The following is a 21534-nucleotide window of genomic DNA, read 5'->3' on the forward strand; positions in this document are numbered from 1 at the left end:
TACGTCGCGGGGTCACGGTGTGGCGCGGTCGTGTTCGAGCGCTGCCGGTACTGTTCGGCGAATGAGCTCGCTTAATCTCGACGACTTCACCGATCTGATCGAGCGCCCCGACGGTGGGGTGCGCCGCGACGCCGAGGCGCGGCGGGAGCGGCAGATCGTGCCGCCCGGGGCGCTCGGCCGCCTCGACGAACTGGGTGAGTGGCTGGCGGCGGCGCAGTCGGCCGTGCCGGTGCGGCCGATCGGCCGGGCCCGGGTGGTGCTGTTCGCGGGCGACCACGGGATCGCCGAACTCGGCGTCTCCGCGCGGGCCGCGGGCACCGCGGACCAGTTGGTGCGGGCCGTCCTCGACGGCAGCAGCCCGGTGGCGGTGCTCGCCCGGCAGCTCGACGTACCCGTCCGCGTGGTGGACCTTGGGCTCGACTGCGACCCGGACGCGTTGCCCGCCGAGGTCGTACGGCACCGGGTGCGGCGCGGGTCCGGGCGTATCGATGTCGAGGACGCGCTGACGGCCGAGGAGGCGGAGGCCGCGTTCCGGGTGGGTGTCGCCCTCGCGGACGAGGAGGCGGACTCCGGGACCGACCTCGTCGTCCTCGGCGATGTGAGCGTCGGCGGGACCACGGCGGCGGCCGTCCTCGTCGCCGGGCTGTGCGGGACCGACGCGTCCGTCGTCACCGGGCGCGGCGGGCGGGCGATCGACGATCTGGCGTGGATGCGCAAGTGCGCGGCCGTACGGGACGCCCTGCGGCGGGCCCGGCCGGTGCTCGGGGACCAGTTGCAGTTGCTGGCGACCGTGGGCGGGGCGGACCTCGCGGCCATGACCGGGTTCCTGTTGCAGGGCGCGGTGCGGAAGATGCCGGTGATTCTGGACGGTGTGGTGTCCGCGGCGTGTGCGCTGGTCGCCCAGCGGGTCGCCTTCCGGGCGCCGGACTGGTGGCTTGCCGGGCAGAGCAGCGGGGAGCCGGCCCAGGCCAAGGCGCTGGACCGGATGGCCATCGAGCCGCTGCTCGACCATGGCGTGAAGGTCGGCGAGGGGGCGGGGGCGCTGCTGGCGCTGCCGCTGGTGCGGGCCGCGGCGTCACTGGCGGCGGAGCTTCCGGAACGGGAGCCGTCGGAGCAGGAGCCGGAGAAGCCGGAAGAGGCCGAGGAGAAGAACCTCGCCGAGGAGTACGACGCGACCTAGGAAGGGCGCGACGGCATCGCGTACGGCCGGATCGGCAGCGTCGGACCGGGCCGTACGCGGTTGCGAGCCGTCGCGGCGGGAAAAGGGCGCCTGACGGAGCGGCGGAGCGGCGGAGCGGCGGAGCGGCGGAGCGGCGGAGCGGCGGAGCGGGCGGCACGGTCCGGACGCGCTGGAACTCGGCGACGAGGGACTCCTCGACACGGCCGAGTTCACGCTCGACGGACGGGCCGTGCGGACGGTTACCGGCGCTGGATCTGCCCGTGTGGGGCGGGCTGGCGCAGATCCTGATCGTGTTCGGGATCGCGGAGATCTGTCTGGGCCGGTGGCGGACGCCGGCGATCGCGTACGTCGCCACGCTGGCCGGCACGTTGTACGCGCGCGTGGGCATCGCGCTCGGTCCGGACGTCTTCTTCGTGGGGCTGCCGGCGTCGGACGCGGGGGTCGTGGACACCGGGCCGTCGGCGGCCGTCGTGGGGCTCGCCGTGTTCGTGGGGTGGCGTCACCGGGCTCACGTCACGGCGGGCGCGGTCGTCGTGGCGATGGTCGTCGAGGTGCTGGTGAAGGAGAACCTCGCGGGCAAGGAGCATCTGGCGGCGATCGCGGCGGTGCTGGTGATGTGCGGGGTCGTGGCCGTGCGTCAGCGGCGCTCGGGCGGGTCGCTCGGTTCGGCCGGACCGGCGGAACCGGACGGACCGGCGGGGAGCGCGGGGCGGGTGGCGGGTTCCAGTTCCGGTGCCGCGTCCGGGGTGCCGCCGATCCAGTCCTGAAGGCGGCGACTGGGGCCCGTCCAGCGGCGGTCGTGGCGGTAGGCGCGCTTCCAGGACCGGGCGCGGGCACGTGGGCGACGGCGGTAGAGGCGGCGCGCCCAGGCGGAGGTGGGGCGGGCCAGGCGGACGGCGCCGATGACCGCGATGAACGGGATGACCACGCCGAAGATGGCCGTGCGGGCCTTGCCCTTGGCGAGGGCGATCAGGGCGATCAGGAAGTTCGTCCCCATGGTGGCCATGACGGCGCCCCGGTCCTGGAGCTCCTCCTCGTCGAGGTCGTTGACGCCGAAGGGGAGGAAGCCGACCAGCATCAGGCCCACCAGAGCCGCTGTCAGCACGACCACCTCGACGCTCTGCCGGCCCTCCTCGCTCCAGTACACGTCGTCCAGGTGCAGGATCAGCGCGAACTCGTCCAGCACCAGGCCCACGCCCATGCCGAACAGCACGGCGGAGAGCAACGCGCCGAAGCCGTGCCCGTCGCCGGCCACCGAGCCGAAGCCGCCGATGACGGTGAGGACGACGCCGGGGACGACATGGTGGATGTGTACGCCGCCGCTGCCGCTGATGTTGCGGAAAGGTCCCTTGCCCGCGCGGATCAAACGGGTGATGACCCGGGTGATCAAGAACGTCAGTACGAACGCGAGGAGCGCGAGAAGCAGCGGCAGTTTGCCCGGCTCGATGATGTTCCGCTCCCACCAGTGACCCATATGCGAACTTTATCCACCACCGCCCTTGGGCGCCGCCGAGCCCGTCGGCCCCGCCGGGTAGCCTGCGCCGGTGTCCACGCCCCCCGAGCCCCCCGGCGACGAACCCATGACCCCGGTGTCCGCGCCCGCGCTCTCCGACGGCCCGCGTTTCGCCTTCGGCACCCTGACCGTGCTGCCGGTGGCCGTGCACCGCTGGGACCGCGAGGCCGCGCGCGCCGGAATGCTGTGCGCGCCCGTCGCCGGGCTGGTCGTCGGCCTGGGCGCGGCCGCGCTCGGCTGTCTCCTCCTGCTCCTGGGCGCCGGTCCGCTGCTCGCAGCCGTGGTCTCCGTCGCCGTACCGGCCGCCCTCACCCGGGGCCTCCATCTGGACGGGCTCGCCGACACCGCCGACGGGCTCGGCAGCGGCAGGCCCGCCGAGGACGCCCTGCGGATCATGAAGCAGTCGGACATCGGGCCGTTCGGGGTCGTCACCCTCGTCCTCGTCCTGCTGGCCCAGGTCGCCGCCCTCACCGAGGCGTACGGCGAGTCCTGGACGCTCGGCGCGCTCGCGGCGGCCGTCTCGGCGACCACCGCGAGGCTGGCCCTGACCCTGGCCGCGCGCGTCGGCGTACCCGCCGCCCGACCCGAGGGGCTGGGGGCCGCGGTGGCGGGGGTGGTTCCGGTACGGGCCGCAACTCTCGTGGCCGTCCTGGTCGGGTGCGCGGCGGCGGGCGCGGGGGCGCTCCTCGGGCCGTACGACCTCGGCCGCGCGGTCCTCGCGGTCGTCGTCGCCTGCGGTGCCGCCGAACTCCTGCTCCGCCATTGCGTACGGCGGTTCGGCGGCGTCACCGGTGATGTGTTCGGCGGCCTGGCGGAGACCGCGGCGACGGCGGCGCTCCTGGTGTTCACCCTCGGGTGAACACCAGGCCTTCCGCCACACCCCCAACTCCCACTTCTTCAGCAGCGAGCTGAGCTCCAGGCGTCGGGCCTCGGCGCAGAGGTCGCCCGTCTCATCCAGCACTCGACGTGGAAATGATGCAGACCGATGAGCTGATCACTCACCGGCGGGACGAGCGTGACCCAGGTCATGGCATACGAAGCACGAAGACGACCATGAAGCCACCCAGGGGTGAACGCCCGCAGGAGTGATCGAAATCGGCTGCCGACGCTACGCGCGAAGACCGTCGGCGCTACGCGCGAAGACCATGGAACCGCGACTCGGGCCCCGGCGATAAGGGATCCCCCTATGCCGAAGGCATGGGGATCTCCCTGCACGTCCGGGGCGGAAAGTCGGGGAGGCTGGTCGCAGCGGACGCCGTACGGACGGCGAGAGCGCAAGCGGCCCACGCCCCAGGTCCGATGGGCCGAACAAGGGCCTAGGCTCGTTCTCGGCACGTCGACCCATCCGTTCGGCCACCGAAACTCAATCGGAAGCGAGATTTCACCACCGTGACTGCTCTCACTCTCAGCACCGCCGCCGCGTCGGGTCTCCGTGCCGACGCGATCGTGGTCGGTGTCGCGAAGGGCGCCAAGGGACCGGTCATCGCGCCGGGTGCCGAGGCCGTGGACAAGGCCTACGACGGCAGGCTGGCCGGCCTCCTGGAGACCCTCGGCGCCTCTGGCGCGGAGGGCGAGGTGACGAAGCTGCCCGCACCGTCCGGCTTCAAGGCGCCGCTCGTGGTGGCGGTGGGCCTCGGCGCGGTGCCCGAGAAGGACGCCTCGTTCGGCGCCGAGGCGCTGCGCCGCGCGGCCGGTGCCGCCGCCCGCGCCCTGTCCGGTACGAAGAAGGCCGCGTTCACGCTGCCCGTCGAGGACGCCGACGCCGTGGGCGCCGTCTCCGAGGGCGCGCTGCTCGGCGCGTACTCCTTCGATGCCTACAAGGAGACCGCGCCTTCGAAGAACGCCGCGAAGGCGAAGAACGGCAAGGCGCCGCTCGCCGAGATCGCCGTGCTCGGCGCGAAGCCCCGCGACAAGGCCCACAAGGCGGCCGCCGAGCGCGCGATCGCGGTGACCGAGGAGCTGAACCGCGCCCGCGACCTGATCAACACGCCGCCGAACGACCTCTACCCGGAGGCCTTCGCCGCCGTCGCGCAGACCGCGGGCAAGGAACACGGCATCAAGGTGACCGTGCTCGACGAGAAGGCGCTCGCCAAGGGCGGCTACGGCGGCATCCTCGGCGTCGGCGCGGGCTCCGCGGCCACGCCCCGGCTGGTGCAGCTGTCGTACACCAGCTCCAAGGCGACGAAGCACCTGGCGTTCGTCGGCAAGGGCATCACCTACGACTCGGGCGGCATCTCGCTCAAGCCCGCCGGGCACAACGAGACGATGAAGTGCGACATGAGCGGTGCGGCCGCCGTGTTCGCCGCGGTCGTCGCCGCCGCACGCCTGGGCCTCGAGGTCAACATCACCGGCTGGCTCGCCCTCGCCGAGAACATGCCGTCCGGCTCCGCCACCCGCCCGGGTGACGTGCTGCGCATGTACAGCGGCAAGACGGTGGAGGTGCTGAACACCGACGCGGAGGGCCGGCTCGTGCTGGCCGACGCGCTCGCCAAGGCCTCCGAGGACAAGCCGGACGCGATCGTCGACGTGGCGACGCTGACCGGGGCGATGGTGCTGGCGCTGGGCAACCGGACGTTCGGGATCATGGCGAACGACGACGCGTTCCGCTCCGCGGTGCACGAGGCGGCGGAGGAGTCGGGGGAGCCGGCGTGGCCCATGCCGCTGCCGGACCACCTGCGCAAGGGGATGGACTCCCCGACCGCCGACATCGCGAACATGGGTGAGCGGTACGGCGGCGGGCTCGTCGCCGGGCTGTTCCTGAAGGAGTTCGTGGGCGAGGGGATCACCTGGGCGCACCTGGACATCGCGGGGCCGGCCTTCAACGAGGGGGGTCCCTTCGGGTACACGCCGAAGGGCGGGACCGGGACGGCGGTGCGGACCCTGGTGCGGCTGGCCGAGCGGGCTGCCTCCGGCGACCTGGGGTGATGGTCGCCGAGGAGCTCGGCGTCTGAGGGGCGCGGTGGACCGTGGACCGGCTGTGGCCGATCGCGCGGTTCCCCGCGCCCCTTCGGGGCGTTGCCCCACGGCTGCTGCGTCACATCTGAGCGTGTGGTGTCTCACACCCCGGCCCGGCGTCTCGTTCCCTCCCGACAAGTGCGAAGATGGGGCTCGGCAGGACAGGGCCCCCACCACAGGGCCGAAGAAGAGCGGCCGGACACCAGCCGCCGCGCGGTCATGGACGACCGGCGTACGGCGTACATGCATGGAGGACGTGACGTGGCGAACGACGCCAGCACCGTTTTCGACCTAGTGATCCTCGGTGGTGGTAGCGGTGGTTACGCCGCGGCCCTGCGCGGGGCCCAGCTGGGCCTGGACGTCGCCCTGATCGAGAAGGACAAGGTCGGCGGCACCTGCCTGCACCGGGGATGCATTCCCACGAAGGCCCTGCTTCACGCGGGCGAGATCGCCGACCAGGCCCGCGAGAGCGAGCAGTTCGGTGTGAAGGCCACCTTCGAGGGCATCGACGTCCCGGCCGTGCACAAGTACAAGGACGGCGTGATCTCCGGCCTGTACAAGGGCCTGCAGGGGCTCATCGCCTCCCGCAAGGTCACCTACATCGAGGGTGAGGGCCGCCTGTCCTCCCCGACCTCCGTCGACGTCAACGGCCAGCGTGTCCAGGGCCGTCACGTCCTGCTGGCGACCGGCTCCGTGCCGAAGTCGCTGCCGGGCCTGGAGATCGACGGCAACCGCATCATCTCCTCGGACCACGCCCTCGTCCTGGACCGTGTGCCGAAGTCGGCGATCGTCCTCGGCGGCGGTGTCATCGGCGTCGAGTTCGCCTCCGCCTGGAAGTCCTTCGGCACCGACATCACGATCATCGAGGGCCTGAAGCACCTGGCCCCTCTCGAGGACGAGAACTCCTCCAAGCTTCTTGAGCGCGCCTTCCGCAAGCGCGGCATCAAGTTCAACCTGGGCACCTTCTTCTCGAAGGCCGAGTACACCCAGGACGGTGTCAAGGTCACCCTTGCCGACGGCAAGGAGTTCGAGGCCGAGCTGCTGCTCGTGGCCGTCGGCCGCGGCCCCGTCTCCCAGGGTCTGGGTTACGAGGAGCAGGGCGTCGCCATGGACCGCGGCTACGTCCTGGTCGACGAGTACATGCGGACGAACGTCCCGACCATCTCCGCCGTCGGTGACCTGGTCCCGACGCTCCAGCTCGCGCACGTCGGCTTCGCCGAGGGCATCCTGGTGGCGGAGCGTCTGGCCGGCCTGAAGGCCGTTCCGATCGACTACGACGGTGTGCCGCGGGTGACGTACTGCCACCCGGAGGTCGCCTCCGTGGGCATCACCGAGGCCAAGGCCAAGGAGATCTACGGCGCGGACAAGGTCGTCGCTCTGAAGTACAACCTCGCGGGCAACGGCAAGAGCAAGATCCTGAACACCTCGGGCGAGATCAAGCTCGTCCAGGTCAAGGACGGTGCCGTGGTCGGCGTCCACATGGTCGGCGACCGCATGGGCGAGCAGGTGGGCGAGGCCCAGCTGATCTACAACTGGGAAGCCCTCCCCGCCGAGGTCGCCCAGCTCATCCACGCCCACCCGACGCAGAACGAGGCGCTCGGCGAGGCCCACCTGGCCCTCGCGGGCAAGCCGCTGCACTCGCACGACTGACCCCTCGGTCGACGAAGCGACGATCCAGACTTCCGCAATCGTTAAGGAGCAACAGAAACCATGGCGGTTTCCGTAACCCTTCCGGCGCTCGGCGAGAGCGTCACCGAGGGCACTGTCACCCGCTGGCTGAAGGCCGAGGGTGAGCGCGTAGAGGCCGACGAGCCGCTGCTCGAGGTGTCGACCGACAAGGTCGACACCGAGATCCCCTCCCCCGTCGCCGGCATCCTGGCGTCCATCAAGGTCGCCGAGGACGAGACCGTCGAGGTCGGTGCCGAGCTGGCGCTGATCGACGACGGCACGGGCGCGCCCGCCGCCGCCCCGGCCCCCGCCGCCGAGGAGGCTCCGGCTCCGGCCCCCGAGCCCGCCGCGGCCGCGCCCTCCACCGAGCAGGCCGCCCCCGCGCCGGCCCCGACCGCCGAGGCGGCCACCGGTGCCGGCTCCGCCGAGGGCACCGACGTGGTCCTCCCGGCGCTCGGCGAGTCCGTCACCGAGGGCACCGTCACCCGCTGGCTCAAGGAGGTCGGCGACTCCGTCGAGGCCGACGAGCCGCTGCTTGAGGTCTCCACCGACAAGGTCGACACCGAGATCCCGGCACCCACCTCCGGTGTGCTCCTGGAGATCACGGTCGCCGAGGACGAGACGGCCGAGGTCGGCGCCAAGCTGGCCGTCATCGGTGCCCCGGGTGCCGCTCCGGCGGCTGCTCCGGCCCCGGCCGCCCCGGCTCCGGCTCCCGCCGCAGCTGCCCCGGCCCCGGCTGCCCCCGCGGCTCCGGCTCCGGCCCCCGCGCCGGTGGCCCCCGCCGCTCCCGCCCCGGCACCCGCCGCCGCTGCTCCGGCCGCGCCGGCTGCCGCACCCGCCCCGGTCGCCCCGGCTCCGGCAGCTGCCGCCCCGGCTGTGACTGCCGCGGGCTCCGCCGCCACCAAGGCGACCGACGAGGGCGCGTACGTCACCCCGCTGGTGCGCAAGCTCGCCGCCGAGAACGGCGTCGACCTGGGCTCCGTCAAGGGCACCGGTGTCGGCGGCCGTATCCGCAAGCAGGACGTCATCGCCGCCGCCGAGGCCGCGAAGGCCGCTGCCGCCGCTCCGGCGCCGGCCGCCGCCGCTGCTCCGGCCGCCAAGAAGGCGCCGTCCCTGGAGGCCTCGCCCCTGCGTGGCCAGACCATCAAGATGCCGCGCATCCGCAAGGTCATCGGCGACAACATGGTCAAGGCGCTGCACGAGCAGGCCCAGCTGTCGTCGGTCGTCGAGGTCGACGTCACCCGCCTGATGAGGCTGCGCGCCCGGGCCAAGGACTCCTTCGCGGCCCGCGAGGGTGTCAAGCTCTCCCCGATGCCGTTCTTCGTCAAGGCCGCGGCCCAGGCGCTGAAGGCGCACGCGCCCATCAACGCCCGGATCAACGAGGGCGAGGGCACGATCACCTACTTCGACGCCGAGAACATCGGTATCGCGGTGGACTCCGAGAAGGGCCTGATGACCCCGGTCATCAAGGGCGCGGGCGACCTCAACATCGCCGGCATCGCCAAGGCCACCGCCGACCTGGCGGGCAAGGTCCGGGCCAACAAGATCACACCGGACGAGCTCTCCGGCGCGACCTTCACCATCTCCAACACCGGATCGCGCGGCGCGCTCTTCGACACGATCATCGTGCCGCCGAACCAGGTCGCGATCCTCGGCATCGGCGCCACGGTCAAGCGCCCCGCCGTGATCGAGACGGAGGAGGGCACGGTCATCGGCGTCCGCGACATGACGTACCTGACCCTCTCCTACGACCACCGCCTGGTCGACGGCGCCGACGCGGCCCGTTACCTGACGGCCGTCAAGGCGATCCTGGAGGCGGGCGAGTTCGAGGTCGAGCTCGGCCTGTGACACCCCTGAGCAGGGGCTTCTGAGCAGAAGCCGCTGATCGCGCCACGGCGGTGCCCCGTCCGGAGTTCTCCGGGCGGGGCACCGGTGCGTTCACGCCCACTCGACGCACGCGGGGAACCGGTCACCGAGCCTGGCCGGTACGGGTCTTTACAAACCGGCCCCCACGGGAACGTGTAAGTCTCGTCTCACCTGCGCGAAAGCACCCCCGTGCGTCTCTCTCCCGGAGGGCCACGGCTCTATTGTCTAGAGGTCAACGCCCTTGGGGCTCGTCCCCCGCCGGTCCCCCGCCGAAGGAGCCCGCATGACCACCGCGCCCGTCGTCCACTCGCTGCGCGAACAGATCCGCGAGCACATCGTGGAGGGGATCGTGAGCGGACGGTGGAAGCCGGGTGAGCGGATCGTGGAGCGGCGGATCGCGACGGAGCTGGAAGTCAGCCAGACCCCGGTGCGGGAGGCGCTGCGTGAGCTGGAGTCGCTGCGGTTGATCGAATCCGCGCCGAACAAGGGCGTACGCGTGCGGAACCTCACCGCCGCCGACCTGGAGGAGAGCTACCCGGTACGGGCCGGGCTGGAGGCGATCGCGGCGGAGCTGGCGGCGGAGCGACTGGCCGAGGACTGCTCGGCGCTGGAGCCGCATGTGGCCGCGCTGTACGAGGCGGACCGCAACGCCGACGGCACGTCGCAGGTGCGGCACACGGTGGCGTTCCACCGCGAGCTGGTGCGGGCGGCCGGCAACTCGGTGCTGCTCCACACCTGGGAGGGCCTGGGCATCGAGGTCTTCACCGCGCTCTCGATCCGCTGGCTGGGTACGGTCCAGCAGTCCTACGCGGAGGAGCACGAGGAGTTGGTCGCGGCGTTCCGGCGCCGTGACCCGCGGATCGCCGACCTGGTCAAGTCCCACGTGTTGGGCTGCGCCCCGCACACGGACGACGAGCCGGCGTAGCCGTCGAGGGCGCGTCCTCGGCTGCGGGTGGGTGGGGGCCGGTCGCACAGTTCCCCGCCTGCCTGAAAAGCAGGGGCTGCGCCCGGTGCTTTTCGGCCCCGCCGGCCCGTCGTCCTCAGGCGCGCCCGGCCGGGGTCTGCAGGCCCGCAGGGGCCTGGTCTTTAGGGGCGCGGGGAACTGCGCGACCAGCCCCCACCCACCCGCAACCGCCACACAACCGAACCCCCCACCCCCTGAGCACACCCCCGCTCAAACGCCGCCCCACCTGCAGAAACCCCAGACGGCAAGGCACCCGGTGTCGTCGCCGAAGGCACCCCGTGCCGACTTTCTCGAGATCAAGAGATTTTGCCTGCGACCCTTTGATCGATCATCGATCAGCGGGTTAGAGTCGCGGCGGGCTTCCACCGAAGCCCATCGCCCTGTCCTGCCAAAGACCAAGGGCAACCCCCGAACCCTTACCGATGAGGGAACCCCCTTCGACTGAGGAAGGCGGCGCGATGACCGACTCCAACGCCATCCAGCCGAGCGCGCTCGACCAGCTCCCCGACCGCGATCCGGAGGAGACCGCCGAATGGCAGGCCTCGCTGGACGCCGTCGCCAAGGCGGCCGGGCCGCACCGCGCGGCGTACCTGATGCGCCGCACCCTGGAGCGCGCGGAGGGCAACGGCATCGCGCTGCCCAAGCTGCTCGAGACGGACTACGTCAACTCCATCCCCACCGCCGCCGAGCCGGGCGTCCCCGGTGACGAGGCGTTGGAGCGTCGTATCACCGCATGGAACCGCTGGAACGCGGCCGCGATGGTCACCCGTGGCTCCAAATACGGCGTCGGCGGCCACATCGCCACCTTCGCCTCCGCCGCCTGGCTCTACGAGACGGGCTTCAACCACTTCTTCAAGGGCAAGGAGGCCGACGGCTCGGGCGACCAGCTCTACATCCAGGGCCACGCCTCCCCCGGCATCTACGCCCGCGCCTTCCTCGACGGCCGGCTGAACGAGTCCCACCTGGACAACTTCCGCCGCGAGTCCGGGGGCAACGGCCTCCCGTCGTACCCGCACCCCCGCCGCCTGCCCTGGCTGTGGGAGTTCCCGACGGTGTCGATGGGTCTCGGCCCGCTGTCGGCGATCTACCAGGCGCGCTTCAACCGCTATCTCACCAGCCGCGGCATCAAGGACGTCTCGAACTCCCACGTCTGGGCCTTCCTCGGCGACGGCGAGATGGACGAGCCGGAGTCGACGGCGGCACTCGCGCTCGCCTCCCGTGAGGGTCTCGACAACCTCACCTTCGTCATCAACTGCAACCTGCAACGCCTCGACGGCCCGGTCCGCGCGAACTTCAAGATCGTGCAGGAGCTGGAGGCGCAGTTCCGCGGCGCCGGCTGGAACGTCGTCAAGTCGCTCTGGGGCTCGGCCTGGGACGAGCTGTTCCAGCTCGACACCACGGGCGCGCTGGTACGCCGCCTGCGCGAGGTACCGGACGCGCAGGTGCAGACGTACCAGACCCGCGACGCCGCCTACATCCGCCAGGACTTCTTCGGCAAGGACCCCGCGCTCGTCGAGATGGCGAAGCTGCTGAGCGACGACAAGATCCTCGAGTGTTTCCACCTGTCCCGCGGTGGTCACGAGTCGCGCAAGGTGTACGCCGCCTACAAGGCCGCCGTCGAGTTCAAGGGCGCGCCGACCGTCATCCTGGCCCAGACCGTCAAGGGCTTCACCCTCGGCGAGGGCTTCGCGTCGAAGAACGCCAACCACCAGATGAAGAAGCTCTCGGTGGACGAGTTCAAGCAGATGCGTGACCTGCTCGAACTCCCCATCAAGGACAGCGACTTCATCGACGGGGTCGTGCCCTACGGCCACCCGGGCGCCGACTCCGCCGAGGTCCGCTACCTCCAGGAGCGCCGCGCCGCCCTCGGCGGTCCCGCCCCGGCCCGCCGTACACACGCGCTGGCCCCGCTGCCGGCTGCCGCCGACAAGACCTTCGCCGCCTTCGACAAGGGTTCCGGCTCGCAGAACATGGCGACGACCATGGCCTTCGTCCGCCTGGTCAAGGACCTGGTCCGCGACAAGCAGACCGGCAGGCGCTGGGTGCCGATCGTCCCCGACGAGGCACGCACCTTCGGCATGGAGTCGCTCTTCCCCTCCCTCGGGATCTACTCCCCCAAGGGCCAGACGTACGAGCCGGTCGACCGCGACCAGCTGATGTACTACAAGGAGGCCAAGGACGGCCAGATCCTCAACGAGGGGATCACCGAGGCCGGTTCCATGGCGGACTTCATCGCCGCGTCCACCGCGTACTCCACGCACGGTGAGGCGATGATCCCCTTCTACATCTTCTACTCGATGTTCGGCTGGCAGCGCACGGCCGACCAGATGTGGCAGCTCGGCGACCAGCTCGGCCGCGGCTTCCTCGTCGGCGCGACGGCCGGCCGTACGACCCTGACGGGCGAGGGCCTCCAGCACGCCGACGGCCACTCCCCGGTGATCGCGGCGACGAACCCGGCGGCGCTGACGTACGACCCGGCGTTCGCGTACGAGGTCGCGGCGATCGTCAAGGACGGTCTGCGCCGGATGTACGGCGAGGCCGCCCCGGATGAGGACCCGAACGTCTTCTACTACCTGACCGTCTACAACGAGCCGCTGCCGCAGCCCGCCAAGCCGGCCGTCGCGGGGGTGGACGAGGGCATCCTCAAGGGCCTGTACCGCTTCAACACGGCCGAGTCGGCGGGGCTGTCCCCGGTGGCGAACGCCCCGCGCGTCCAACTGCTCGGCTCCGGCACGGCGATCCACTGGGCCCTTGAGGCGCAGAAGCTGCTTGCGGACGAGTGGGGCGTGGCGGCCGACGTCTGGTCCGCGACCTCCTGGAGTGAGCTGCGCCGGGACGCGCTGGAGTCCGACGCCGCGTTGCTGCGCGGGGAGGAGCGGGTGCCGTACCTCCGTCAGGCGCTGCAGGGTGCCGAGGGGCCGGTCCTCGCGGTCTCCGACTACATGCGTCAGGTCCCCGACCAGATCGCCCAGTGGGTCGAGCAGGACTACTCCTCGCTCGGTGCCGACGGTTTCGGCCTCTCCGACACCCGTGAGGCCGCCCGCCGCCACTTCGGCGTCGACGCCCAGTCCGTCGTCGTGGCCGCCCTCGCCCAGCTCGCCCGTCGTGGCGAGGTCAAGGCGACGGCGGTGAAGGAGGCTCGGGAGCGGTACGGGTTGTGACACCGGCGGGGGTGACGGGGGGCCTTCGCCCCCGCCGCCCCTACCCGTCCCTCCCCCACTCTCGGCTTCGCTCGAGCGGGAGGTGCCCCCACCCAGGGGCTGCGCCCCTTCGCCCCCCACAGCGCGGGTCCGGTGGGGCTTCTCGCGCAGTTCCCCGCGCCCCTGAAAAGCAGGGGCTGCGCCCCGTGCTTTTCAGGCCCGCAGGGGCCTGAATCCTTTAGGGGCGCGGGGAACTGCGCGAGAAGCCCCCACCGAACCCGCACCCGCCCAAGCACCCCAGACTCCCCCGACACCCTCGGGGTCGAAGGGGCGGAGCCCCTGGGGAAGGACGGGTAGGGGCGGCGGGGGCGGAAAACTGCCGTCGGTCCGGACCGGCATCATGGGCGTATGCGTGCCGCCCGGCTGATCAAGATGGTGTTGTTGCTCCAGTCCCGCCCCTCCATGACCGCCGCCGAACTCGCGCGAGAGCTGGAGGTGTCCGAGCGAACCGTCACCCGGGACGCCCAGGCACTGTCGGAGGCGGGGGTACCGGTGTACGCGGACCGGGGCCGGGCCGGCGGGTATCGGCTGATCGGCGGATACCGGACGCGACTGACGGGGCTCGCCCGGAGCGAGGCCGAGGCGCTGTTCCTCAGCGGTGTGCCGGGGGCGCTGCGGGAGATGGGGTTGGAGGACGCGGCCTCCGCCGCCCGGCTGAAGGTGTCGGCCGCCCTGTTGCCCTCCCTCCGCGATGCCTCCCGTACGGCCTCCCAGCGGTTCCACCTCGACGCGCCGAGCTGGTTCGAGGAGCCGAAGACCCCTGAGCTGCTGCCCTCCGTGGCGGACGCGGTGTGGGACGACCGCCGGATCGTCGCGCGGTACCGCAGGGGTGACAGCGAGGTCGAGCGCGAGCTGGAGCCGTACGGCCTCGTCCTCAAGGCCGGCATCTGGTACCTGTGCGCCCGTGTTCCGGGCCGGAGCCCCGGCACGGGCTCCTTCCGGACCTACCGCATCGACCGCTTCCTCACCGTCGACGGCGACGGCGAGCGCTTCACCCGCGACGAGGAGTTCGACCTGCCCGCCTACTGGGACGAGCAGGCGGAACGGTTCGCCCGGTCGATCCTGCACGCCGAGATCGTCGTACGGCTCTCGGCGGAGGGGGTGCGGAGGCTGCCCCGCGTCGTGGATCCCGTCTCGGCGCGGGACGCCCTGGCGTCGGCCGGGGCCCCCGACGGCCACGGCCTGACGACCGTCGCGCTCCGCGTCGAGTCGGAGGAGGTGGCGCACACCCAGCTCACGGCGTTGGGGGCGGAGGCCGAGGTGCTGGCCCCCGAGAGCCTGCGGGAGCGCTTCGCGGGAGACGCGCGTCGGCTCGCCGGGATGTACCCGACCGCATGAGGTCCCGGACTGCGCCGTGCCGGACATAACAATCCGCCGTCCTCCGCGTGCGTCCCGCCCGCCCAGGCACGATGCTGGACCAGTGATGGACGAGACGGAGTTCTGGGAGCTGGTGGACAAGGCCCGCGAGGACGCCGAGGGCGATCCCGAGGACCAGGCCGACCTGCTCGTGGAGCGGCTCGGCCGACTGGACCCGGAGGCGGTGCTGGACTTCGCCCGGCACTTCGAGTCCCGTTACAACCGCGCGTACATCTGGGACCTCTGGGGCGCCGCCTGGGTGCTGCTCGACGGTGCCAGCGACGACGCGTTCGACTTCTTCCGGTGCTGGCTGATCGGTCAGGGCCGGGAGATCTTCGAGGGGGCGGTGCACGACCCCGACTCGCTCGCCGGTCTGCTGGACGACTTCGACGAGGAGATCGACGGGGACGCCGAGGAGCTGGGCTACGCCGCGGACGAGGCGTACGAGCAGCTCACCGGCGTGGTCGCCCCGGACCTCGGAATCCCGCCCCCGCCCGGCGAACCCGAGGGCACCCCGCTCGACTTCGAGGACGAGTCCGCGCTCGCCGAGCGCTGCCCGAAGCTCTGGGAGCGTTTCCGGACCCAGGGCTGACCCGGGGCCGACCCACGGCTGCCCCGGGGTCTGTCCGGCGGGAGTTCACGGGCGGTTCAACGGTTCAGGCGCGCAGCCCGCGGCTCGACGTGCGCGGCACGTACGCGTGCTGCTCGGTGGTGTACGGCTGGGCGTGGTGGTGGCGTTCCTTGCCCGGGGCCGGGTGTTCGGGGGCCGAGGCGCCGTGCAGGGGCGCGGAGTTGGCGCGGTCCAGTGCGGACGCGGTGACGGCGGACGGGCCGAGCACGACGACGGCGGTCGCACAGGCCACCGTCCAGGGGCTCCGCAGGGCCGAGGACCAGAACTTCTTCGGGCCACGGGACACGTTCTTCGTACGGCTCTTCGTACGGCTCTTCGTACGGCTGCCGATCATTTTCCCCACCACTTTCCCCACCTCCGGTCGGCGTGACACCGACGAAGTTAGGGCGCGGATCTTGGAGAAGTCTGTGAGGCCCCGGCGCGCTGTCTGTGAACCTCATGAGATCCCTCTCAACGCCGGCCCTGGAGGCGGGCCGCCAGTTCCCTGATCGCGGGCAGGCGTTCCGCGAGGGCCGCGCCCGGGCAGCTGGTCATGTAGCCGTCGCTGTGGCCCGCGAGGGTGGGCAGCAGAGCGGTGGTGCCGGAGGCGTAGCGGCTGAGGCTGTTGCTGGAGGTGAGCCTGACGCTTCCGCGGGGGTCGGTGTCGGAGAGACCGAGTTTCCAGGCGGCGAGGGCGGCGATCGCGTCGGTCATGGCCTGCGGGACGGGGACGCCGGCGGTGAAGGTGCCGAGGGCGGCGATGCCGGTGGTGCGGTGGTTGAAGCCCTGGGTGTGGGCGCCGGTGACGGGGCGGTCGACGCCGCCCGCGCGGCCCTCGTAGATGGTGCCGCAGCGGTCGACGAGGAAGTTGTAGCCGATGTCGTCCCAGTCCTTGGCGCCGGTCTGACCGGCGTACAGGTGGCGGATGATGCGGGGCGCGTCGGCGCAGTCGTAGCCGTTGGGCGAGTCCGTGTGGTGGACGAAGACGGCGGCGACCTCGTCGTCGTAGCGGGCGGGCGGCTGGCTGGGCACGTCCTTCTCCAGCTCCAGCCAGCGGGCCCTGGGCACGATGGGCGGCCGGGGCGCCTGGTGCGGCAGCGCGGGCCGGGTGGCCTCTGACCGGGCCGAGCGGTGCCCCGTACGGTCCACGCCGATCGCGCACATCACCAGCGCGAGGACGGCCGCCAGTCCGGGCAGACAGGCCAGTAGCAGGAGGACGGGCCGCGGCAGGTCCACGCGCTCCCGGGCCCGGCGCTTACGGGCGCGGGAACGGCCGGGGCGCTCCCGGGCCGGGTCCGGGGCGCGCGGGGTCCGTATTCGGCGGCGCCACACGCGCAAGGGCCGCCGTATTCGCGCCCCCCGTGACCTCCGGAACACACGCATGCCCCCAGAGTCACCCGGATGCCCACCGGCCGCGATGTGGGGTGGGCCACCCGGTGGAAGCGGAAGGAACCAACGCCGTGGTCCGGGACGTTTTTACTGTTCCAGGCGGATGTGGCGCGGTGGTGGCCGGTTCGCGCGGGCCACCGGGGTGCCGTGGGGGCGTAGCTGATCACTGCGCCCGTCGCGCGCGTACTACTGGGTCCCTAGAGAGAGGCGGCTGGAGTGGACGTGCTCGACATCCTGCTGATGCTGGTGATCCTGGCCTACGCGGCGTCGGGTTACCGTCGCGGCCTGGTAGCGGGATGTGTGTCCCTCGCCGGTTTCGTGGGCGGCGCGGCGACAGGCGTCTGGGTGCTGCCCTGGATGATGGAGCTGGTGGAGGCGGGCACCCCGGCAGCGACCGTCACGGCGGTGCTGACGGTGCTGGTGCCGGGGGTGATCGGTCACGAACTGGCGGGCCGGCTGGCGCTGCGGCTGCGCCGGGAGATCGACCGCAGCCCCCTGCGGGTGGCCGACGGCATCGGCGGGGCGGCGGCCAACACGATCGCCGTGCTCATCGTGGCGTGGGTGGCCGCGAGCGTCCTCGGGGCTTCCTCGTCGGCGGTGGTGACCAACGCGATCCGTAACTCCGCGCTGCTCGGCGCCGTGCAGAACACCATGCCGGACACCACCCCGGCCTGGTTCTCCGACGCCACGTCCGCGCTCACCGAGGCGGGCTTCCCCCAGGTCTTCAACCCGTTCGAGAACGAGGCGACGGCCGAGGTCGCCAAGCCCTCCGGCGACAGTGTGACCGCGGCGGCGACCGGCGCCGCCAAGCGGAGCACGGTGAAGATCGAGGGCGTCGCGGGTACCCAGGGCCGCGAGGGCAGCGGTTTCGTGTACGCCACCGAGCACGTGATGACCAACGCCCATGTGGTGGCGGGCATCGACGACCCGAGCGTGCGGGTGGGCGGCGTGGGCAGGGCGTACGAGGCGAAGGTCGTGCTCTTCGACCCCGACAAGGACGTGGCGGTCCTCTACGTCCCGGGGCTCAAGGCACCGCTGCTGCGCTTCGACGACAGCGCCGAGCGCGGTGACGCGGCGGTCGTGGCCGGCTATCCGGAGGACGGCGGTCTCGACCTCCAGGCGGCCACGGTCGCCAGCCGTATCGACGCGACCGGCCGGAACATCTACAACACCGACTCGGTCACCCGCGACATCTACTCCATCCGCTCCACCGTCCGCCCCGGCAACTCCGGCGGCCCCCTGCTCACCACCGACGGCCAGGTCTTCGGCGTCGTCTTCGCCCGCTCCACCTCGGACGCGGAGACGGGTTACGTCCTCACCGTGGACGAGGTCGTCCCGGACGCGGAGCGGGCGGCGAACGCGACGGCGGCGGTGGACACGGGCGACCTCGTGACGTCGTGACCTCCTGACGTCGTGACCTCCTGACGTCGTGACCTCCTGACGTCGTGACGTCGTGACCTCGTGAGGGCCGCGCGGTCGGTGTGGTGGGCGGTCGGGTCAGAGCCGACGGCCCATCAGGACGTCGTCCACGTACGCCCCGTCCAGCAGGAACTCCTCCGGCAGGATTCCCTCCACGACGAACCCCTCGGACTCGTAGAGCTTCCTGGCCGCGGTGTTGTGGCCGAGGACCCGAAGGGTGAGCCGGCGGGCGCCGCGGCGGCGCGCCTCGTCCTGTACGGCACGCAGCAGCGCCCGTGCGACGCCCGCCCCGCGCGCCCGGTCGGCGACGGCGAGGCCCTGGATCTGGCGGACGTGCGCGTGACAGGCGAGGGGGGAGGGCAGGGCGAGGCGGACGTATCCGACGACGGTGCCGCCGAGTTCGGCGACCAGGTGGTCGTGGGGGCCGTAACGCTCGTTGAAGAACGGCTGGTAGGGCTGCTTGGGGCGTTCCTGGACGGAGTGCAGCGTGGACCATGTGTCGCGGTCGAGCCGACTGAGCGTGTCCTCGTCGTCCGAGGTCGCGACGCGTATGTACGGAACAGGCATGGCGGCCACTGTAGGCGGCGGCACCGCGATCGACCGGCGGATTGCGCCCCCACGTCCGCCGTCCCGCCGCGCGCCGGGCAGGATGGGGGCATGACCGTTGAATCGCCCGTTGCGCCCGGTTCTCGTATCGCGATCGCCGGGGCGTCCGGCCTGATCGGCTCGGCACTGGCCCGTTCCCTCACCGACGACGGCTATGAGGTGCTCCGGCTCGTGCGGCGGGCGCCCCGGGCGCGCGGTGAGGTGCGCTGGGACCCGGACGCGGGACAGGTCGACGTGGCGGGGCTCGACGGGTGCGCCGCCGTCGTCAATCTCGCCGGCGCGGGGGTCGCGTCCCGCCGCTGGACGGAGGCGTACAAGGCGACGATCCGCACCAGCCGGGTGCACGGCACGAGGGCACTCGCCGAGGCCGCCGCATCCCTCGACACACCGCCGAGCGTGTTCGTCAACGGCAGCGCGATCGGCTTCTACGGCTTCACGGGCGACCGGGTCGTGGACGAGTCGGCGGAACCGGGGGCGGAGTTCCTGTCCACGTTGTGCGTGGAGTGGGAGGGGGCGACCGAGGCGGCGCGGGAGGCCGGGATCCGCACGGCGTTCGCCCGTACGGGGCTGGTGGTGGCCCGGGGCGGGGGTGCCTGGGGTCCGCTGTTCCCGCTGTTCAAGGCCGGTTTGGGCGGGCGGATGGGGAACGGCCGCCAGTACTGGAGCTTCATCTCCCTCCATGACGAGGTCGCCGCCCTGCGCCATCTGATCTTCACTCCGTCGCTGTCCGGGCCGTTCAACCTGACGGCGCCGACGCCGCTCACCAACCGCGAGATCACGGCGGCCATGGGCCGGGTCCTGCACCGGCCCACCGTGTTCACCGTGCCCGCGCCCGCGCTGCGGCTCGCTCTCGGCGGGGTCGCGGGCGACGTCCTGGGCAGCACGCGGGCCGTCCCGACGCGGTTGTCGGAGTCGGGGTTCACGTTCACGTATCCGGAGATCGACGACGCGATCAGGGCGGCGATGGGGCGCTGAGGGGGTGCGTCGTCGGGTGCGGGCGAGTGGGGGCTGGTCGCGCACTTCCCCCGCCCCTGAAAGACCCGGGGCGCAACCCATGGCGTCAAGGAGCGCGGGGAACTGCGCGACCGGCCACGACGAACCCGCAGCCGGGTGGGCGAAGGGGCGCCGCCCGGCAGGATGGGACGGGCGGGGGCGGCGGGGGCGAGGAAGCCCATGTCCGGACGCCCGGCGCACACTCACCCCGCCCATGCCCCCGTGCGAGGTCACACGCTCCTTCCCCGGAACCGGCCCCCACCTTCACTCTCGTGCCGAACTCAGGTATTTCAGAATGCTGTTGGGGGCATCACGTTCCCAGCAGCCGCGCGACCTCGGGAGGGGCACGTGCTTGAGTCGGTGCACCAGTCGGCGTTCCCGGCGGACACGGAGAACACCGAAGACACGGACGTCATCGTCGTAGGAGCCGGCGTGGCCGGCCTCGCTGCGGCCGGACATCTGACCAGGGCGGGGCTGAGGGCCATCGTCCTGGAGGCCGCCCCCGCCGTCGGCGGCCGTATGTCCACCGAGAAGATCGACGGCTTCCGCCTCGACCGGACGACGCAGTTGCTCTCCACGTCGTACCCGGAACTGCGCCGCACGCCGGGCCTGGAGTCCCTGCCCCTGCGGCCGTTCGCCCCCGGCGTCCTGCTGCACGCCGACGGCCGTCATCAGCGCGCCGGAGCCAGCCCCGTCCTGCGGAGCGCGAGGGGCGCACTCACGGCCGCGCGCGCCCTCGCAAGCGCCCCCAGGCTCCCCCGGAACCAGGGCCGTTCACAGCCCCGTTCCACGGGCACCCGGCCCGGCCGGCTGGGCGCCCCCGCCGACCAGTCCCGGCTGGCCATGGCGCTGGCCCGGCTCGCCGCGACCGCGCCCGAGCGACTCCTCACCCGGGTGGAGGTCCCGGCCGCCCAGGCGCTGGCGACCCGGGGTTTCCCGCCCCGGACCATCGACGGCTTCGTCCGGCCCCTGCTGGCCGCGCTGCTCGCCGACCCGGCGCTCGGGACCTCCAGCCGCTGTGCCGACCTGGCCCTGCACACCTTCGCGACGGGCCGGCTGTGCATCCCGGAGGGCGGCGCCGACACCCTTCCGGAGCTGCTCGCGGCCGCGCTGCCGCCGGGCTCGGTCCATACCGGAGTCCAGGTCACCGCGATCAGCACGACCTCGGTGACGACGGCGCACCACGGTGAACTCACCTGCCGTGCGGTGGTGCTGGCCACGGACGCCCGCTCCGCCGCCGAACTGCTCCCGGGACTGCGGGTGCCGGGGTTCCACCCGGTGACGGTGCTGCACCACGCCACGGACGAACCCCCGTTGACCGAACCGGCGCTGCTTCTCGACGCCGACCGCAGCGGGCCCGTCTCGCACACGGCGGTCATCAGCCAGGTCGACCCGAGCCGGGCACCGGCGGGCCGGGCCCTGATCACCTCCACGGTCCTCGGCGCTCCCCCGGACCCCGCGCACCTGGACGCCACGGTCCGTGCCCAACTGGCCCGCCTCTACCGCACGTCCACGACCCGCTGGGAACTCCTCGCCGCGCACCACGTCCCCGAGGCCGTGCCCGCGATGCCCCCGCCGCACGACCTGCGCCGCCCGGTGCGCCTCCTGGCCGGCCTCTACGTCTGCGGCGACCACCGTGACACCAGCACCGTCCAGGGCGCCCTGCACTCCGCCCGCCGGGCCGCCCACGCCGTCCTGACCGATCTGGACGCCCGCCCGACGTTCCTGGAGGAGCTGCTGGACACGGCCGCCTGAGACCCCGTGAGCGACGCAGGGGCACCCGGCCTACCACCGGGCGCCCCTGTCGCGGATCAC

Annotated in this window: 16 protein-coding genes and 1 pseudogene; 13 read left to right on the forward strand and 4 right to left on the reverse strand. The window is 72.3% G+C overall.

The features are described 5' to 3' along the window. The first annotated feature begins 61 nt into the window (after nt 1–61). Nucleotides 62–1180, forward strand: coding sequence for a nicotinate-nucleotide--dimethylbenzimidazole phosphoribosyltransferase (gene cobT / locus OG858_RS12600; protein ID WP_328544910.1), 1119 nt, complete (start codon nt 62–64; stop codon nt 1178–1180). Between the two features lie 239 nt (nt 1181–1419). Then, nucleotides 1420–1830 (forward strand): annotated as a pseudogene (locus OG858_RS12605) (hypothetical protein); the annotation flags it as partial. On the opposite strand, the gene OG858_RS12610 reads toward OG858_RS12605, so the two are convergent. After that, a complete protein-coding gene (locus OG858_RS12610) occupies nt 1818–2654 on the reverse strand; it encodes a hypothetical protein (protein ID WP_086747946.1) in 837 nt (278 codons plus the stop codon). The pseudogene OG858_RS12605 and the gene OG858_RS12610 overlap by 13 nt on opposite strands. 106 nt (nt 2655–2760) lie before the next feature. Here OG858_RS12610 and OG858_RS12615 point away from each other — a divergent pair, with 106 nt between their 5' ends. The 8 genes from OG858_RS12615 to OG858_RS12650 all read left to right on the forward strand — a co-directional run bounded on the left by OG858_RS12615 (nt 2761) and on the right by OG858_RS12650 (nt 15294). Then, nucleotides 2761–3552, forward strand: coding sequence for an adenosylcobinamide-GDP ribazoletransferase (locus OG858_RS12615; protein ID WP_319320800.1), 792 nt, complete (start codon nt 2761–2763; stop codon nt 3550–3552). Between the two features lie 530 nt (nt 3553–4082). After that, a complete protein-coding gene (locus OG858_RS12620; protein WP_086747948.1) occupies nt 4083–5618 on the forward strand; it encodes a leucyl aminopeptidase in 1536 nt (511 codons plus the stop codon). Nucleotides 5619–5909: 291 nt separating this feature from the next. Beyond that, nucleotides 5910–7298, forward strand: coding sequence for a dihydrolipoyl dehydrogenase (lpdA, locus tag OG858_RS12625; RefSeq protein ID WP_086747949.1), 1389 nt, complete (start codon nt 5910–5912; stop codon nt 7296–7298). A 60-nt stretch (nt 7299–7358) separates the two neighbouring features. Continuing rightward, nucleotides 7359–9164, forward strand: coding sequence for a 2-oxoglutarate dehydrogenase, E2 component, dihydrolipoamide succinyltransferase (gene sucB / locus OG858_RS12630; RefSeq protein WP_328544909.1), 1806 nt, complete (start codon nt 7359–7361; stop codon nt 9162–9164). Nucleotides 9165–9465: 301 nt separating this feature from the next. Beyond that, on the forward strand, nt 9466–10107 hold the full coding sequence (locus tag OG858_RS12635; RefSeq protein WP_005478380.1) for a GntR family transcriptional regulator: 642 nt from the start codon (nt 9466–9468) through the stop codon (nt 10105–10107). Between the two features lie 497 nt (nt 10108–10604). Beyond that, nucleotides 10605–13307, forward strand: coding sequence for a pyruvate dehydrogenase (acetyl-transferring), homodimeric type (gene aceE, locus OG858_RS12640; RefSeq protein WP_319064580.1), 2703 nt, complete (start codon nt 10605–10607; stop codon nt 13305–13307). Nucleotides 13308–13694: 387 nt separating this feature from the next. After that, the gene (locus OG858_RS12645) at nt 13695–14684 is read left to right on the forward strand and encodes a helix-turn-helix transcriptional regulator (RefSeq protein ID WP_328544908.1); all 990 of its coding nucleotides are present in this window, start codon (nt 13695–13697) and stop codon (nt 14682–14684) included. An 85-nt stretch (nt 14685–14769) separates the two neighbouring features. Beyond that, nucleotides 14770–15294 (forward strand): DUF4240 domain-containing protein, encoded by a 525-nt coding sequence (locus OG858_RS12650; protein ID WP_086749698.1) that lies wholly within the window; start codon nt 14770–14772, stop codon nt 15292–15294. A gap of 64 nt (nt 15295–15358) precedes the next feature. On the opposite strand, the gene OG858_RS12655 is transcribed toward OG858_RS12650, so the two are convergent. Together OG858_RS12655 and OG858_RS12660 are read right to left on the reverse strand one after the other, a co-directional pair. Beyond that, on the reverse strand, nt 15359–15679 hold the full coding sequence (locus OG858_RS12655; protein ID WP_408059388.1) for a hypothetical protein: 321 nt from the start codon (nt 15677–15679) through the stop codon (nt 15359–15361). A gap of 104 nt (nt 15680–15783) precedes the next feature. Further along, nucleotides 15784–16476, reverse strand: coding sequence for a peptidoglycan recognition protein family protein (locus tag OG858_RS12660; RefSeq protein ID WP_086749701.1), 693 nt, complete (start codon nt 16474–16476; stop codon nt 15784–15786). A gap of 441 nt (nt 16477–16917) precedes the next feature. On the opposite strand from OG858_RS12660, the gene OG858_RS12665 reads away from it, so the two are divergent. Continuing rightward, complete coding sequence (locus tag OG858_RS12665) at nt 16918–18102, forward strand: MarP family serine protease (protein WP_319064582.1); 1185 nt, start codon at nt 16918–16920, stop codon at nt 18100–18102. A gap of 96 nt (nt 18103–18198) precedes the next feature. Here the strand turns inward: OG858_RS12665 and OG858_RS12670 are convergent, their stop codons facing one another. Beyond that, nucleotides 18199–18687, reverse strand: a complete 489-nt coding sequence (locus OG858_RS12670) for a GNAT family N-acetyltransferase (protein ID WP_256960601.1) — start codon at nt 18685–18687, stop codon at nt 18199–18201. 90 nt (nt 18688–18777) lie between these two features. Between OG858_RS12670 and OG858_RS12675 the strand changes: the two genes are divergently transcribed. Together OG858_RS12675 and OG858_RS12680 are read left to right on the forward strand one after the other, a co-directional pair. Next, nucleotides 18778–19701 (forward strand): TIGR01777 family oxidoreductase, encoded by a 924-nt coding sequence (locus tag OG858_RS12675; protein ID WP_319064583.1) that lies wholly within the window; start codon nt 18778–18780, stop codon nt 19699–19701. 366 nt (nt 19702–20067) lie between these two features. After that, complete coding sequence (locus OG858_RS12680; RefSeq protein ID WP_328544907.1) at nt 20068–21474, forward strand: NAD(P)/FAD-dependent oxidoreductase; 1407 nt, start codon at nt 20068–20070, stop codon at nt 21472–21474. Nucleotides 21475–21534: the final 60 nt, after the last annotated feature.

The organism is Streptomyces europaeiscabiei (assembly GCF_036346855.1).
Classification (GTDB): Bacteria; Actinomycetota; Actinomycetes; order Streptomycetales; family Streptomycetaceae; genus Streptomyces; species Streptomyces europaeiscabiei.

Excerpts from the sequence above, each read along its gene's own strand:
- cobT (WP_328544910.1), top strand. The coding sequence starts at position 62 with ATGAGCTCGCTTAATCTCGACGACTTCACCGATCTGATCGAGCGCCCC.
- OG858_RS12610 (WP_086747946.1), bottom strand. The coding sequence starts at position 2,654 with ATGGGTCACTGGTGGGAGCGGAACATCATCGAGCCGGGCAAACTGCCG.
- OG858_RS12615 (WP_319320800.1), top strand. The coding sequence starts at position 2,761 with ATGACCCCGGTGTCCGCGCCCGCGCTCTCCGACGGCCCGCGTTTCGCC.
- sucB (WP_328544909.1), top strand. The coding sequence starts at position 7,359 with ATGGCGGTTTCCGTAACCCTTCCGGCGCTCGGCGAGAGCGTCACCGAG.
- OG858_RS12635 (WP_005478380.1), top strand. The coding sequence starts at position 9,466 with ATGACCACCGCGCCCGTCGTCCACTCGCTGCGCGAACAGATCCGCGAG.
- aceE (WP_319064580.1), top strand. The coding sequence starts at position 10,605 with ATGACCGACTCCAACGCCATCCAGCCGAGCGCGCTCGACCAGCTCCCC.
- OG858_RS12645 (WP_328544908.1), top strand. The coding sequence starts at position 13,695 with ATGCGTGCCGCCCGGCTGATCAAGATGGTGTTGTTGCTCCAGTCCCGC.
- OG858_RS12650 (WP_086749698.1), top strand. The coding sequence starts at position 14,770 with ATGGACGAGACGGAGTTCTGGGAGCTGGTGGACAAGGCCCGCGAGGAC.
- OG858_RS12660 (WP_086749701.1), bottom strand. The coding sequence starts at position 16,476 with ATGTGCGCGATCGGCGTGGACCGTACGGGGCACCGCTCGGCCCGGTCA.
- OG858_RS12670 (WP_256960601.1), bottom strand. The coding sequence starts at position 18,687 with ATGCCTGTTCCGTACATACGCGTCGCGACCTCGGACGACGAGGACACG.
- OG858_RS12675 (WP_319064583.1), top strand. The coding sequence starts at position 18,778 with ATGACCGTTGAATCGCCCGTTGCGCCCGGTTCTCGTATCGCGATCGCC.